The 14,539-nt window shown below is 44.9% G+C and carries 15 protein-coding genes; 7 read left to right on the top strand and 8 right to left on the bottom strand.

Annotated elements, in window-relative coordinates; all coding sequences use genetic code 11:
• Nucleotides 1-29: 29 nt before the first annotated feature.
• The 3 genes from AC1DVJ_RS10300 to AC1DVJ_RS10290 are packed head-to-tail and all read left to right on the top strand — an operon-like array spanning nt 30 to nt 1,933.
• Nucleotides 30-641 carry a sigma-70 family RNA polymerase sigma factor gene (locus AC1DVJ_RS10300; RefSeq protein ID WP_477590458.1) on the top strand — a complete coding sequence of 204 codons (612 nt, stop codon included), beginning with the start codon at nt 30-32 and terminating at the stop codon, nt 639-641.
• 57 nt (nt 642-698) lie between these two features.
• Nucleotides 699-1,343 (top strand): pentapeptide repeat-containing protein, encoded by a 645-nt coding sequence (locus AC1DVJ_RS10295; RefSeq protein ID WP_477590456.1) that lies wholly within the window; start codon nt 699-701, stop codon nt 1,341-1,343.
• A gap of 26 nt (nt 1,344-1,369) precedes the next feature.
• On the top strand, nt 1,370-1,933 hold the full coding sequence (locus tag AC1DVJ_RS10290; protein WP_477590454.1) for a 5' nucleotidase, NT5C type: 564 nt from the start codon (nt 1,370-1,372) through the stop codon (nt 1,931-1,933).
• Between the two features lie 567 nt (nt 1,934-2,500).
• Here AC1DVJ_RS10290 and AC1DVJ_RS10285 read toward each other — a convergent pair.
• Complete coding sequence (locus AC1DVJ_RS10285) at nt 2,501-3,364, bottom strand: IS1595 family transposase (protein ID WP_477590452.1); 864 nt, start codon at nt 3,362-3,364, stop codon at nt 2,501-2,503.
• A gap of 465 nt (nt 3,365-3,829) precedes the next feature.
• Between AC1DVJ_RS10285 and yunB the strand changes: the two genes are divergently transcribed.
• Nucleotides 3,830-4,597, top strand: a complete 768-nt coding sequence (yunB, locus tag AC1DVJ_RS10280; protein WP_477590450.1) for a sporulation protein YunB — start codon at nt 3,830-3,832, stop codon at nt 4,595-4,597.
• A 36-nt stretch (nt 4,598-4,633) separates the two neighbouring features.
• On the opposite strand, the gene AC1DVJ_RS10275 is transcribed toward yunB, so the two are convergent.
• On the bottom strand, nt 4,634-5,581 hold the full coding sequence (locus AC1DVJ_RS10275) for a M23 family metallopeptidase (RefSeq protein WP_477590448.1): 948 nt from the start codon (nt 5,579-5,581) through the stop codon (nt 4,634-4,636).
• A 215-nt stretch (nt 5,582-5,796) separates the two neighbouring features.
• Here AC1DVJ_RS10275 and larC2 point away from each other — a divergent pair, with 215 nt between their 5' ends.
• Nucleotides 5,797-6,291, top strand: coding sequence for a nickel pincer cofactor biosynthesis protein LarC2 (gene larC2, locus AC1DVJ_RS10270; protein ID WP_477590447.1), 495 nt, complete (start codon nt 5,797-5,799; stop codon nt 6,289-6,291).
• Nucleotides 6,292-6,317: 26 nt separating this feature from the next.
• Here the strand turns inward: larC2 and larC are convergent, their stop codons facing one another.
• The 3 genes from larC to larE are packed head-to-tail and all read right to left on the bottom strand — an operon-like array spanning nt 6,318 to nt 8,863.
• Nucleotides 6,318-7,235: a nickel pincer cofactor biosynthesis protein LarC gene (gene larC, locus AC1DVJ_RS10265; protein ID WP_477590445.1), complete on the bottom strand. Its 918-nt coding sequence runs from the start codon at nt 7,233-7,235 to the stop codon at nt 6,318-6,320.
• A gap of 9 nt (nt 7,236-7,244) precedes the next feature.
• Nucleotides 7,245-8,018: a nickel pincer cofactor biosynthesis protein LarB gene (larB, locus tag AC1DVJ_RS10260; protein WP_477590442.1), complete on the bottom strand. Its 774-nt coding sequence runs from the start codon at nt 8,016-8,018 to the stop codon at nt 7,245-7,247.
• A complete protein-coding gene (gene larE, locus AC1DVJ_RS10255) occupies nt 8,015-8,863 on the bottom strand; it encodes an ATP-dependent sacrificial sulfur transferase LarE (RefSeq protein WP_477590440.1) in 849 nt (282 codons plus the stop codon). The genes larB and larE overlap by 4 nt, the downstream gene beginning before the upstream one ends.
• Nucleotides 8,864-8,948: 85 nt before the next feature.
• Between larE and lipA the strand changes: the two genes are divergently transcribed.
• Together lipA and AC1DVJ_RS10245 are read left to right on the top strand one after the other, a co-directional pair.
• Complete coding sequence (gene lipA, locus AC1DVJ_RS10250) at nt 8,949-9,896, top strand: lipoyl synthase (protein WP_477590439.1); 948 nt, start codon at nt 8,949-8,951, stop codon at nt 9,894-9,896.
• A 42-nt stretch (nt 9,897-9,938) separates the two neighbouring features.
• Complete coding sequence (locus AC1DVJ_RS10245) at nt 9,939-10,259, top strand: YutD family protein (protein WP_477590438.1); 321 nt, start codon at nt 9,939-9,941, stop codon at nt 10,257-10,259.
• 88 nt (nt 10,260-10,347) lie between these two features.
• Here the strand turns inward: AC1DVJ_RS10245 and AC1DVJ_RS10240 are convergent, their stop codons facing one another.
• From AC1DVJ_RS10240 to glgP, 3 genes are all read right to left on the bottom strand, one after another.
• Nucleotides 10,348-11,160 carry an NAD kinase gene (locus AC1DVJ_RS10240; protein WP_477590437.1) on the bottom strand — a complete coding sequence of 271 codons (813 nt, stop codon included), beginning with the start codon at nt 11,158-11,160 and terminating at the stop codon, nt 10,348-10,350.
• Between the two features lie 11 nt (nt 11,161-11,171).
• Nucleotides 11,172-11,843: a flagellar brake protein gene (locus tag AC1DVJ_RS10235; RefSeq protein WP_477590435.1), complete on the bottom strand. Its 672-nt coding sequence runs from the start codon at nt 11,841-11,843 to the stop codon at nt 11,172-11,174.
• Nucleotides 11,844-11,976: 133 nt separating this feature from the next.
• Entirely contained in the window at nt 11,977-14,526 is a 2,550-nt protein-coding gene (glgP, locus tag AC1DVJ_RS10230; RefSeq protein WP_477590434.1) for an alpha-glucan family phosphorylase, read from the bottom strand.
• Nucleotides 14,527-14,539 lie beyond the last annotated feature (13 nt).

Raw genomic sequence — 14,539 nt, 5'->3', positions numbered from 1 at the left:
GGTAGTTTCACAAGTGAAGGAGATTTAACATGCTGCAATTAAGTGATAGTCAACTTGCAACAATGTGGAGTCAAGGAGATGCGAAAGCGTTTAATCGACTTCTGGAGCTGTATAAGGACAGAATTTATCGTTTAGCTTTTCGCATGCTTCGTAATAAATCGGATTCCGAAGACGTTGTTCAGGAGACTTTTTTGCGGGCACATTTGAATTCTCATCGATTTGACGCTACCAAAAACTTCTCCAGCTGGATCTTTAGCATTGGCAAAAATGTCACCATTGATTTGATGCGGAAGAAGAAAAAAGAGCTCTCTATGGATACGAGTGCGTTTCCATCCCAAGATGAACGCCCTTTGATTGAGAAATTGGTAAGTCATGAGAAGACACCTGAGCTTCAACTCATTGAGCAGGAAACGTACAGCCAGGTCGAACAAATGATTCAAGATCTACCCGATAAATATAAAGACCTTATTGTGTATAAATATTATTTGGATATGTCCTTAGAAGACATCAGCCGAGAAGTGAATTTACCTGTTTCTACGATTAAAACTAGGCTTTTCCGTGGCCGGAATTATATCAAAAGAAAATGGGGATCCTTATTCTTCATGCTGCATAGTGTAACATCTTCTGTTATCATTTTTTAGCGGTAAGCCGATAAGGCTTATTTTTTTGCCTGTAACTCAATTATAAAGGAGCTTTTTATGAGTAATCCTAAATTAGATGCACCCAAAATGCCTAAAGAATTGCCTGTTATTTCCCTGCAAGAGGGGAAATTTGAGCCTGAGGATAGCTTCCATACTGGCATTATTAGTGACTGCGTGATCGATAATCAATCGGCCTATAAGGTCGCGTTTGATAAAATTATTTTTCGCAATGTGACCTTTACACGTATCTCGATGAAAGAAATTGAGCTGACAGATGTTATTTTTGACCGATGTGATTTGTCTAATGTCGACTTTACGGAAGCGACGATTCACAGAACTGAATTTCGGAATTGTAAAATCATCGGTATGGATCTTTCGGGGGCAACATTGCGAAACATCCTCTTTCAAGATTGCTTGGGTGACTTCGCGACATTCCGGATGGCTAATCTTAAACAGATCTCATTTCAATCTTGTTCCTTGACCAGTTCTGACTTTTATGAAGCCACGTTGCAGAAGCTACAACTTGAAGGCTGCCAGCTGGACCAAGCGCAATTTACAGGTGCCAAGCTGGAGGGGATCGACTTAAGCTCGTGTGAGTTTACCAGTTTAGGTGTAAGCATTGAGGATTTGCGCGGATGTATTATTTCTAGAGGACAGGCCTCGGTATTTGTAAGTCTTTTTGGGATAAAATTAAAAGAATAGAGGCTAGGTGAATGGAGGGGTAGACGGTGAAGCTTGGATTTGATATTGATGATACCCTCATTAATCTGAGAGAGCATGCGTTTCACATTTACAATCAGAAGCTGCAGCAGAATATTGGCCTAGAGGTATTTCAAGCTCTGCCTACGATGGAAATCCACAGTGCTTTTGGATTATCTAAAGAGGAGGGTGGAAAGCTGTGGCACAGCCTTCGCGATGAGATTTATTATTCGGACTGTGCGACCTTCCCTCATGCGCGTGAAGTTTTGAACCAGTTGGTGGAGCAGGGTCATGAGGTATACTACATCACCGCTAGGGCTAAGGAGCATACTGAGCGTACGCGACAATGGCTTCTGGACAATGGGTTCCCAGTGGCAGAGGGGCACTTCTTCTGTGGGATGAGTGATTCTGAGAAAGTACATATCATAGAGGCGCTAGAGCTGGATTATTATTTTGATGATAAACCGAAGGTTCTGGATACCTTGTCGCACTTACCAGTTCGTATTTGTGTGAAAGACAGATCCTATAATCGACATCTGGATTTGCCGCGGATCACGTCTTGGGATGAGCTTGGTGAGCTTTTGAAGGGTTAACAAAAGGAAAATTCGCTCTCATCATCAAGGGACGACTAGAGTTTGATTCAGGCAGCAGCACCCCAAGCGGACTTGGTGGCACAGCTCTCTTGTTCCATCCACACACTAATAATTACATAGATTCAAATACAAAAACTTTCAGAACCATCCACGTGATGGGGACGAAAGTTTTTGCATATATGCCCATGTCAAATCGAAAAAGTATCCAATCAAAATAGACAATTTCGAACAGTAAACAAAGTTTCCAATAGCCTCAACTCCGTTCGCACAGTTCCCATCACTAGAGTCCCCCTCACTAAGTCACATCATTAGTGGCCCTCTCGAATAGACGCTAATCACTACTAATTCTAACGGATAGGGTATGACCAACAGAGTACTCTAACTTTCACAACCACCTATGACTACTATCCCCTTAGCTCAGGAAGGTGAGAGTATCCACTAATGACCGCTATCTCCTTAGTTCAGAGGGTGAGAGCTTCCACCAATGACCACTATCCAAGTGGAATAGGAAAGCGAACTTAAGTGATTGATTTAAAGGAGTAGAAAGTTGAAAGAAGAGTACTTAGCTTAGAAATGAGAGGTGGCCAAATTAGAATTAGATATACATCTTTTTATCAAATGATCAAAGATAGATATATTCGATGCGGTTAGATTAATCCGATAGCAGAATTCGTCTAAATAGCTTTGAAGATGACGGGCTCCGATACCGTGGAAGGTTGAATTAATCCACGTGCTCGCTTGTTTAACAATTTCGAGTAAGGGGCGTTGACGTTTTGGCGTATAAAAGCCTGTAACCATGCGAATTTCACTCACTGTAGGCTCGATATGTTGCTGCTGGAAGGTGGAGGTGTCGACTTTCGTTATATGTTTGTTTCTAGGGTGTGAGGGTACAACGTGCTTAATTTTGATATACGTGTGTACACCGGAATCATCATGTGAGGAGCCAACGAGTAGGAGATGTTCTTGAGGATGCTTGTGGACAGTTGGATTGAAGGGTTTTCCATAGATAGCAGAGTTAATTTGAACTGAACCTGTCAGCGGACTATGGCTATCTGCCTGAAGAATGGATGCGCGAATTTTATGTAAAATTAGCCAGGCTGTTTTGTATGTAACTTTAATAAGCCGTGAAAGCTCCATTGCAGTTGTACCAATATGAGTACGTGAAATCAGAAAAATCGCCAACAACCACTTACGAAGCTCAGTTCTGGAGCCTTCCATAATCGTCCCTGAAAGTAATGACACTTGGTGACGACAGTGCGAGCATTCATATAAGGGTAAACGTCGAGTTGTAGTTATATAGGCATGACGATGCTCACAACGTGGGCAGTGAAAGCCTTGTGGCCATTTCGTTTGAAAAAGAAAGTCGATGCAAATATCTTCAGAGGAAAAATACGTATGAAATTGCTCGTATGACATGATTGAAATATCCATGTAGTGATCCCCCAGAAAATGAATGAGATAGAAACATTTGTTCTTATTTTATTATACCAAACATATGATCTGTTTTCAATTAATTGGGTGTAGAAATTGTCTTTTTTACCTGAGCGAAGGGGATAGTGGTGATAGGGTTGCGGAAGTGGAAGTAAGTCGGGTAGTTATAGGGGGGTGGGTATGTGGAAATGACAGTGGTCGTAAGGGTGAAAGGAGGCGGCTAGGGAAAGAAGAGGTTAGGTAAGATAGGATGAGTGTAGGTTGGTAAGGAGGGGGGGGGAGGTAGGGGGAGTGAGGGGCAATAGGCGTGTAAGGGGTGTAAGGAGTGTGGATAGGGAAAGAGGGGGATAGGTAGGATAGTCGGCAAAGGAATCGATCGTCTTTTTCATATCATGTCCGCATAAGGTAGTACTAGTGAATTGTGGCGCAAGAGCTGGATTTAGGCACGGTGAAAGGGGGAACAGAATGCTGCAGAGGCGACGATGGAGAAGCAGACCAACTGTGAAAACAAGCCGTAAAAAGGTACTGTGGATTGGTCTGCTCATCTTTGTCTTGTTTTGCATCCAATTTTTTATTTTTGTAGAACGAAATCTTAGGCCGCCATTGATGAATTTGGCCAAGGTTAGAGTTAAACAGATTGCAACACAAGCGATTAATAGTGCAATTGCCGATCATGTTGCAGGAGGAACGAATGCGGAGCAACTAATTGATTGGAAAATGGATAAAAACAATAAAATCACAGGCTTCATGTTGAATTATAACGAACACATGAGGATTACTTCGGAAGCCATTAAAACCGTCCAGGGTGAGTTAAATAGTTTAGAAAGTATTTCGGATCATATTCCCATCGGTCAAGCTATGAATAGTGCTATTCTCGCTTCTTTTGGTCCAGATATCCCGATCAGATTGCTGCCAGTTGGAAGTGTAAAGGTGGATTTGAATACACGTACGCAAAATGTTGGTATTAATATGGTTATGTTTGAAGTTTATGTACACATTATTGCAGAAGTCTCTGTTATTATCCCATTCGATTCTGAAACGGAAATTGTTGAAACGGAAATTCCAATTTCCTACTCACTTGTTGTGGGTGATGTTCCAACTTACTACTATGATAATAAGGGCAATCCCGTGGGGAGTTCGAAGGATGGCAGTCCGCCAAGTATAACTTTACCAACGATACCGAATACAGGGGCTACGAATTCTACTCATCAGAATAGTGTTACGAAACCATAAGCTATGATAAGGTAAAACCCACCAGGAAAGGTGGGTTTATTTCTTCTTATTCCGATCTTCTCGCTCCCATCTACGTAAGGATGGATAGGGATCGTAGCTCCACTCTGTTGAGCCATTATCTCGATAAAGCCCAAAGTGAAGATGAGGTGGAAATTTGCCAGATGTACCTGGCTTCCCATAGCCAGAGCTGCCAACCCAACCAATGGTTTGCCCGGGTTTGACAATGTCGTTTATTTTGAGCGTTTTTTGAAAGCCTGATAGGTGGGCGTAATAGTGATAAATGTTGTTTAGATCACGAATGCCAATTCTCCAGCCACCGTAGGGATTCCAACCTTTAATTTCAACAATACCATAGCAAGTACTTCTTACAGGAACGCCATAGTGAGCGAAAAGATCGGTACCTTCATGGGTTCTGTGCCCACCCCAGCCGCGACTATCTCCCCAGGTGCTGCGATAGGAGTAATCGGCCGTAGCAGGGAGTGGAAATGCATGGTCATTGGCTTCTAATGTACCCAATGACTCATAAATAGCTGCGAATTGTCGAATGCGATCTACACTTCGTGCATTGTGGTAATAATTCCAAAGGTTAATTTGTAAATTATCAACTTTAGTTCCGTTCTTGCCTAAGATGGCAGCCATTGCTGCTAGTACATCCAAATCATTGGTGCGGTCAGCAATCCCATCCCCCGATCCATCTCTGCCGAGTCCATGAAAAAAGGCGACACTTTTTAGATTCGTGTCTTGTGGATCTGGGTTGAGCATACCCCCCCAAACTAACTCCGAGAAATAAATATTCGTAATGCCTTGTTGAACAGTTCTTTTTTTGACGGTGTTCATGGTTTTCTCATATTGATCTACAGCAGCCAGGTACGTCCAAGGGATGCCCGAGAGTAAGCCTATCTTATCGAAAAGCTCCTTTCGTTCCGCTTGTGTATGTTTTGTGGCTTGGGGACCTACTGTTGGAGTAATTTGGTCATTTGCCATAGCATGTGATACATCTCGATTGAAAAAAGATGTAGGTGTGACTGTTGATAGGAGGAGGCTAAGGGCGAGAACCTTTGACCAAAATGCTCTGCTTTGCATCTCTATCATCCTTCCTGAAATGTTAGTTCTTAGGATGTACGGATGTTATCTTGTTTATCCTTCGATCTTTCGTTGTGGAGGGATATTTGCTATGATGCCAATAAGAGGTGGAAATTGTGACTTTTAACCATAGGGAAGAACACGTTGACGATCGCATGCTGTTAGTCCAGGCTAATTTGGATGATATGAATCCGGAATGGATGACTTATATCATGGATAAACTTTTTGACGCAGGAGCGAACGATGTGTATGTAGTCCCCATTATTATGAAGCGAGGACGTCCTGGTATCATGTTGAATGTGCTTGTGGACGAGGAACAACTCTCCTCCATTGAGGAGATTATTTTTACTGAATCAACGACACTTGGGATTCGTTATCTGCATGCTTCTTGTCATCGATTGGCAAGAGAATTTGAGCACGTGGAGACACGTTGGGGGCCTTTAACGGTAAAGGTTGGTTATCATGCTGGAAAATTAGTGCAATATGCACCTGAATTTAAGGAATGCGAACAAGTGGCAAGGATGCATGAAGTTCCTCTAAAGATGGTCTATGAGGAAGTTAGGTTGTTATTTATGCAACAGAAAAGACAAATAAACGCTCTTCCAGAATAATGGAAGGGCGTTTATTATGTTTATCCTTATTGAGGAGTGCCAGGTGTGGCAACCCCATGATGCGTGTGAGAATGAGAGTGACCATGGTGATGATCGTGATCGTGACTGTGTGTATGGTCATGATGGTGGTGATGATCATCGTGAGTGTGTGTATGTTCATGACTATGCTCATGCGCAAGATGCTCATGACTTACTTGCCATTTTCCGATAAAAGGGTCAATTTTTCCGACGACAACGCGCAGTACATTGGGCTGCTTAGGCAAGTCTCTAGTTCCTGCTCCATAACCAATACTGTCAACAACCATCGGTGGGAAGCTTTTGGAGAATTCATCGACAATCCCCGAAATAATACCGGCACCAGTTGGAGTTGTCATCTCCAGGCTATAATGAGTTGAAGCAATAGGTAGACCTCGCATCATTTCGAGTGTAGCAGGAGCGGGTACTGGATAAATGCCATGATCGATATGTATCGTTCCAGATCCTAATGGTACTGGAGAAGCAAAAATACGCTCGATTTGCAAGGAGTCGATAGCTAACGCGACGCCAACGATGTCAACAATTGAATCAATGGCACCGACTTCATGGAAATGTACTTTTTCAATAGGAGTCCCGTGAATCTTAGCCTCAGCAATCGCAATTTTTTCGAAAATAGCTAAGCTAAGTGCCGTAACTCGCTCATTGAATTCTGCTTTTTGAATGACTTTGACGATTTCTGAGTAATGCCTGTGATCCTTAGGAGGATGCTCGGGGTCGAGTATGACATCCAGCTTTAGAGCGGATATCCCGCGTTTCACAACGCGCTTCCACTCTAAGGAGTAAGGCTCTAGTTTGATTTTGGAAAGCTCATCCTCAATATAAGCTCGATCTGCTCCCGCATCTACCAGAGCGCCTAATGTCATATCGCCGCTAATGCCAGAAAAGCAGTCCAAATATAAAATGCGCATGGTCGTATTTCACGCTCGTTTCGACATATTTTTGTTAATGAGTCCAGCATAGTAGCCTGCGCCAAAGCCATTGTCAATGTTGACAACGGAAATGCCTGGGGAGCAGCTATTCAGCATGGACAACAGCGGTGCGATGCCAGCAAGGTTCGCACCATACCCAATACTCGTCGGCACAGCGACGATGGGTTTAGACACAAGCCCGCCCATGACGCTGGCGAGCGCGCCCTCCATGCCGGCCACTACCACAATCGCGTTAGCACCGCGAATGAGCTCGAGCCGGCGGAAGAGCCGATGAATGCCAGCGACACCCACGTCGTACACGCGTTCAACGTGGCTGCCTAGGCATTCTACTGTAAGGGCTGCCTCCTCCGCCACGGGGAGGTCGGAGGTGCCTGCACACACGACGGCAATGTAGCCGTCGTGGACTTTAAGCAGCGGGCGCTTAAACCAAGTAAGCGCCCGTGCGGTTTCGTGGTAGGTGACACCTGCCACGTTGGCAACAACATGAGCGGCTTTGGCCGCGTCGACGCGCGTGGCAAGCACGCGGTCGGTGTGCTCCATCAGCCGCCGGAAAATGACCTCGATCTGCTCGGGCGTCTTGCCTTCCCCGAAAATGACCTCGGGGAAGCCTGTACGCTTCTCGCGATCGATGTCGAGCTGCGCAAATCCAAGATCAAGGTTGGCGGGACCTGCGCCGCCTTCCTTGATGATTTGCTTTTTGGCTTCGTCGATGTCCAGATCGCCTGCCTGGACGAGTTTTAAGATCTTCTCTAAGTCCATCATAAGGATGCTTCTTTCACCTTATCTTTCGTTTCCTGAGACAGTACTTCATTCATACTGCCCGTGCGGTAGCCTTGCAAGTCTAACGTGACATATGTAAAGCCAAGCTTGCTGAATTTCTCATAAATCGCATCACGATGTTCTACGACCTTATGAATTTCATCCGGCATCACTTCAATACGAGCAATCTTCTCGTGGTGACGCACACGTACCTGATATAGACCAAGCTGGGACAGGAAGTATTCACCTTCGTCCAATTGGTCAATCTTCCACTTCTCAATTTGTGTCCCATAAGGGATACGAGAGGACAAACACGCAAAGGAAGGCTTGTTCCATGTACTCAGACCTAGCTCTTTGGAAAGCGCTCGGATCTCGTCTTTGGTTAAACCGGCTTCTTGCAGTGTACTGCGGACGCCTTGCTCATTCTTAGCTTGGAGACCTGGTCTATAGTCGCCTAGATCGTCGACATTCGAACCATCCAATAGAAACGGATACCCGAGTTCTTTCGCGATATCTTGTAAATGGGAATAAAGCCCCGTCTTGCAGTGGTAACAACGGTCAGGATTATTGGCTACGAAATTCGCGTTCTCCAATTCCTTCACCTCTGTCTTGTGCAAGCGAACGCCAAATTGTTCGGCAAGTTGTGCTGCGGCATCGAACTCCCTCGTGGGAAATGTTTCAGATGCTGCGGTTACGGCAAGCACTTGGTCACCAAGCTCTTGCTGTGCACGTTTGAGGACGAATGTACTATCAACCCCTCCGGAGAAGGCGACGATGACACGGCCCATGTTTCTTAAAATTTCACCAAGCTTGCGATCTTTCTCGCGCGTTACTTCTTGTATGCTCATGTTTCTATCCTCCCATACAGCCTTTATGTCGTAAGCTGAGCTGTTTTGGTCCATCTAAACAAGTGTATCACAACTGACCCCCAAAGTGGATTGTTTTGTCAGTCATTCATGTTATAATAACATCATTGAGAAACCAAATAAAAAGGCGGGAAATACAGTGCCTAGAAAAGTTTTAGAGAGAAAACCAGATTGGTTAAAGATCAATCTTAAAACCGATGAGAATTTTAAAGAAATAAAATCTATGATGCGCTCCAAAACCTTGCATACGGTTTGTGAAGAAGCCAAATGTCCGAACATTCATGAATGCTGGGCGAATCGGACAGCGACTTTTATGATATTAGGCGATATTTGTACGCGTGCATGTCGTTTTTGTGCAGTCAAAACAGGTCTCCCTACGGAGCTTGATCTGGAAGAGCCGGAACGCGTTGCAGATGCAGCGCTGCAGATGGGTCTTCGTCATTGTGTTGTTACTTCCGTAGCACGTGATGATCTGACGGATGGCGGTGCCATGATTTTTGCTGAGACGATCAAAGCGATTCGGCGCAAGCTGCCGATGTGCACAGTTGAGGTACTTATTCCTGACTTCCTAGGTCGAGAAGAGTCACTAGCTACCGTTCTTGAGGCAAAGCCTGATATTCTCAATCACAATATGGAAACGGTTGAGCGGATGTCAGATCGTGTCCGTTCCAAGGCGAAATATCGTCGGTCACTCGAGCTGTTGCAGCGTTCCAAACGGATAGCACCGAACATTCCAACGAAATCCAGTGTCATGATTGGCGTAGGGGAAGAATGGGACGAGTTGCTCCAAACGATGGAAGACCTGCGTGAAGTGGATTGTGACATTATGACGATTGGTCAATATCTGCAGCCGTCTACGACGCATTTAGCGGTATCGAAGTATTACACACCTGAACAGTTTGCTATGCTGAAGGAAGAAGGCATGAAACGCGGCTTTAAGCACGTGGAGTCGGGCCCCTTGGTGCGCAGCTCCTATCATGCGCACGAACAGGTGAAAGCGGCATCCAGCGTCTAACATTCATTGAACGGATCATAGAAAGGAGAGCTTCCTACCACCATGATTCATATTGCAAATAAAACATACGAGCTTGTTACCGATCATAAAAATGGTTGGAATTTCGAAGTGTTCAAGGAACGCTTCAGCGAAGTGTTAGAACGGTACGATTATATTGTGGGCGATTGGGGATATAGTCAATTACGACTAAGAGGGTTTTTTAAAGAAATCCACCCGAAGGCGACCAAAGAATCCTCCATCGCTGCGCTTCAAGATTACTTGAATGAGTATTGCAACTTCGGCTGTGCGTATTTTATTATCGAAAAGGTAAACGCACCTAAACAGCAAATACCAACCGAAGTTATTAGTTCAACTTCCGTATAATCAGCATTAGCCAATAAAAACGCCATCTGAACTCCAACAATCGTGGAGAGCAGATGGCGTTTTGTCATGCAGGTTGCAACATTCGTTGTTATTTAACTTCAAGGCCAACGAATGCCTCACGAACACGATTCCAGAAAGGGAAAGGACGGAACCGGGCAAATTTCACTTTCACGTTGGAAGCTACACGGCAGCGAATGGAGACGACATCTGCACGTTGCATATATAAGTGATCCAACGACAGCAGCATATTCTGCTGTGCTTTCGGATAAATGTCACAGTGGTGATGCTTCGGCAAAATCATGGATGAGCCAAGTGTACGGTATACACGATTGTTAATCGACGCGATCTCCGCAATTTGAATAGCCTCTAGCGATGGATGCACCATGGCACCACCCAAGCTCTTATTGTAAGCGGTACTGCCTGCGGGAGAAGAGATGCAAATGCCGTCACCGCGGAACATTTCGAACATTTCATCGTTAACGTGAAGTCTTGCAACTAGTGAAACTTCGATGCCTCGAATCGTAAACTCATTAAGTGCCAGATGCGTTTCAACACCCTTGTCCGTCGTAATTTCGATCTCGACAACGGGGTATCGCACCACTTGCAGCTCCTCTGGTGTTGCTACATTGAACATGAGTGATGCTAGATGATCTAACTCGTCAGGTTTCCAATCCGCAAAAAAACCGAGATGACCCGTATGGATCCCCACGAACGCAATGTGATCTAACTTGTCGACATATTTATGAAAAGCTTGGAGCATCGTGCCATCTCCGCCAATCGACAGGACGATATCGGGATGTTCTTCATCCCTTGGCATACCTTGCTTAGCGGCGAGAGCGTGGAACCGTTCGGTCAGCCCCTTGGAGATGTCATCGCCTCGTTCAATGACGTTATATTTCAATCGGGTTCCTCCTAATAATTAGAGCAATATGAATCGATTTCTTGAAGAATGGATTCAGGCGTATGCCGGAATTCTGCAGCAATCCGATAGCTATCGTTACTGAAATGCGTAACCCTTACAATTTCACCATAGACCGTAATAGGTTGCGAGAAATTAGGGAGGATGAAGCTGAATTCTAAAATCAAAGGAAAGAATAGTCGGTTAGACGTGACAAATGATAATCCGCCTGCACTGATATCGAGGAGTTGTCCGGTAAAAGCGACACCCTTCTGTGCAGATAAGCTTCGTATGCCAGCGACACGTAGTGTGATCGGTGTTCGTAATGAAAGCTTTGCGCGAGGATACCGTCTGTTTTGATGCTGTAGAACTTCCTCTGGAATCGATAAGGTCAGGTAACAGATTGTCTTTTTGAGTTCAAGCTGAATCAAATCGACATATGCGTAATATAAAATGGCGCCATCTTTGAAAGAGAATTCAACGAATGAAACATGTTCGAGCTTGTCGAAGGGGTATAAGCCCAATTGCTCTAGACACACCGTTATCGAATCTTCACTTATTTTGTCGATGGCAAAGTTATCTTCAAAACAGAAAGGCTGTCCATCTTTACATTCACCAACAATGATAATATGACAATCCTGATTTGGCGAAAAGGAAGCCAATTCTAGTACCTTATTCCAATCCATAGCATCACCAAGTCGTTAGATTTACATTCACATCTGACTGTAACATCCTGTAATTCTCTTCTCATCATAATTTATATAGGTCAATAAGAAAAGCCCCAAACGGGGCTTTATCGAAGGTTAACTGATATTATTGTTAAGACAAGGTGCTCGTAACAAGAGAGAGTTCAAATGAGTGAGCGAAATTGGTTGATATAGGGCGCACACGAATTGAGAAGTGAGGCCCATGAACAAGATGTGATGGAATCGTAGCTTGGAAGCTCTGAGATTGGTCAATGAGTTCCCCGATCGGAGCCATGAGGATGATTCTCTGCTCCCATGTTTCGCCATTTTCTGCATAATAAATGACTTCTACTGCCGTATCCTGCGGCCAAATGGGCCCGAACTGAATTTGCGCCGTAATCACTTTCGCCCCGGGTAAAATCTCATCTAATGGGACGTCAGAAGTGGTTTTATTAGCGTGGTCATCAATATTCATGATTCGGACCTGATGCCAATTACTGCGGATGAATTGCTTGTAATCGGCAACTTTGGTAGCCACATCGTACTGATCAGCTACGAAAAGACGAGCACGCTTAGCGGTTGGTACATACGAAAGATTCGTATAGTCCTGCACCATTCGGTGTGTATTATAGACCGGGCTGAGCGATTGAACCGACCGCTTCATGCGTTTAATCCATTGATGAGGGACCTCACCTTGATTGTAGTAGAGGGGGATAATCTCATTCTCCAAAAGGTGATAAATCGCTTTCGTATTTTCTTTTTCCTGTGCGGCCCAGTCCGCGGCTCCTGTGGATCCGATAGCCCAACCATTCATGCCGTTGTAGCCTTCTTCCCACCAGCCGTCGAGCACGCTGAAATTAAGGACGCCATTCATGGCTGCTTTCTGGCCGCTGGTTCCGCTAGCCTCAAGGGGTCTGCGCGGATTATTTAACCATACGTCGACGCCTTGAACAAGATAGCGAGCCATGTTGATATCATAATTCTCGAGAATAACGATTTTACCGAGAAATTCTTTCAACTGAGAGATGCGGTAAATTTCACGAATGAGATCTTGACCAGGGTAATCAGCAGGGTGGGCCTTACCTGCAAAAATAAATTGCACCGGTCTTTCGGGATCATTAATTAATTTCTTGAGCCTATACAAATCATTGAAAATAAGATTCGCCCGTTTGTAGGTGGCGAAGCGTCTCGCGAAGCCAATTGTAAGGGCTTTAGGATTTAAATAGTGACGAACCTCTTCGATCCGTTCCTCGGATTCCTCATTTCGTTTTCGCTGGTCCATGAGACTTTTGCGAGCATAACGCACTAAATCTTCCTTCAATTGTTGATGTACCTTCCAAATGGATTCATCGGGAATGACCTCGATTTGCGCCCATTGATGCTCGTTGGATTGCTCTGCACGCCATGTGCCAGGAAGGAAGCGGTCGAAAAGCTCTTTCCACGCAGGCGCTGTCCATGTATCCAAGTGAACCCCGTTCGTGATGGAGCCGATAGGCACCTCGCTCGCATTGATATGTCCATGAAATTCTTTGAACATTTCGCGTGAAACCTGACCATGCAATTTGCTGACACCATTGCGAAGTCCAGCCGTATTCATCGCCAAATGTGTCATATTGAATTGACCGGACTTATGATCAAGTCCTAACGAGATGATGCTTTGTTTATGCTTAGGAAGCTCGCTAAACAAGTGGCCGAGATAGTGTTCCACCATCCCGACAGAGAAGGTATCATGCCCCGCTGGAACAGGCGTATGGGTCGTAAATACAGTGGCAGAGCGGACGGTCTCTACCGCAACGTGAAAAGGAAGGCCTAAGTGAAGCAGTTCCTTCAATCGCTCCAAGGTAAGGAATGCAGCGTGACCTTCATTGATATGATACACATTCGGGTAAATGCCGAGTGCTCGGAGTGCCTTGACACCGCCGATCCCTAGAACCATTTCCTGGGCAATCCGCATATCTTGATTGCCCCCGTATAGCTGTGCGGTCAGCGCTTTATCGGAGTCATTATTGGCTTCATGATCCGTATCCAGTAAAAAGACCAAGTTTCGTCCTACACGTGCAGCCCAAACTAAAAGCATGATGCTTCGACCGGAGATATCTAGTGAGACGGTGAGCTGTTGGTCATTTTGCAAAACAGGACGAATCGGTAATTGCTTAAAATCATAGGTGAACAGTTCACTTTGCTGACTGCCGCTAGCATCAATTTTTTGAGTGAAATAGCCTTTTTTATAGAGGAGGCCAACGCCTGCAAGCGGTATGCCAAGGTCACTGGATGATTTGATATGATCACCAGCTAGTATACCAAGCCCGCCTGAATAAATCGGGAGCGATTCATGAAAACCAAACTCAGCGGAGAAATAAGCAATTTGCACATAGTCTTCATCGGCATAATTATTTTGGTACCATGCAGGCTCATTCATATACGTATCGAATCTAGCCAAGACACGTTGATAGCGCTCTACAAAATCATGGTTCTGACCTAGAGCTCCCAGTTGATCTGCATCTAGCTCATGAATCAGTCGAACAGGATTATGACCAAGCGTTTTCCAACGATCGGGGTCCATACTTTCAAAAAGCTGCAAAGCATCATGGTTCCAACTGAACCATAAATTAAAGGCTAACTCGTTTAGACGTTCAATCGTTGGAGGTAAACCTTTCGCCTCTTGGGGGACGGCTGCTATCATATCTGAATATTCT

Source organism: Paenibacillus sp. P4_A9 (assembly GCF_056402415.1).
This window is presented reverse-complemented; position numbering and strand designations above follow the sequence as displayed.

Excerpts from the sequence above, each read along its gene's own strand:
- AC1DVJ_RS10300 (WP_477590458.1), top strand. The coding sequence starts at position 30 with ATGCTGCAATTAAGTGATAGTCAACTTGCAACAATGTGGAGTCAAGGA.
- AC1DVJ_RS10285 (WP_477590452.1), bottom strand. The coding sequence starts at position 3,364 with ATGGATATTTCAATCATGTCATACGAGCAATTTCATACGTATTTTTCC.
- AC1DVJ_RS10235 (WP_477590435.1), bottom strand. The coding sequence starts at position 11,843 with ATGGATTGGAATAAGGTACTAGAATTGGCTTCCTTTTCGCCAAATCAG.
- AC1DVJ_RS10245 (WP_477590438.1), top strand. The coding sequence starts at position 9,939 with ATGATTCATATTGCAAATAAAACATACGAGCTTGTTACCGATCATAAA.
- AC1DVJ_RS10295 (WP_477590456.1), top strand. The coding sequence starts at position 699 with ATGAGTAATCCTAAATTAGATGCACCCAAAATGCCTAAAGAATTGCCT.
- glgP (WP_477590434.1), bottom strand. The coding sequence starts at position 14,526 with ATGATAGCAGCCGTCCCCCAAGAGGCGAAAGGTTTACCTCCAACGATT.
- yunB (WP_477590450.1), top strand. The coding sequence starts at position 3,830 with ATGCTGCAGAGGCGACGATGGAGAAGCAGACCAACTGTGAAAACAAGC.
- AC1DVJ_RS10275 (WP_477590448.1), bottom strand. The coding sequence starts at position 5,581 with ATGGCAAATGACCAAATTACTCCAACAGTAGGTCCCCAAGCCACAAAA.
- larC (WP_477590445.1), bottom strand. The coding sequence starts at position 7,235 with ATGCGCATTTTATATTTGGACTGCTTTTCTGGCATTAGCGGCGATATG.
- larE (WP_477590440.1), bottom strand. The coding sequence starts at position 8,863 with ATGAGCATACAAGAAGTAACGCGCGAGAAAGATCGCAAGCTTGGTGAA.
- larB (WP_477590442.1), bottom strand. The coding sequence starts at position 8,018 with ATGATGGACTTAGAGAAGATCTTAAAACTCGTCCAGGCAGGCGATCTG.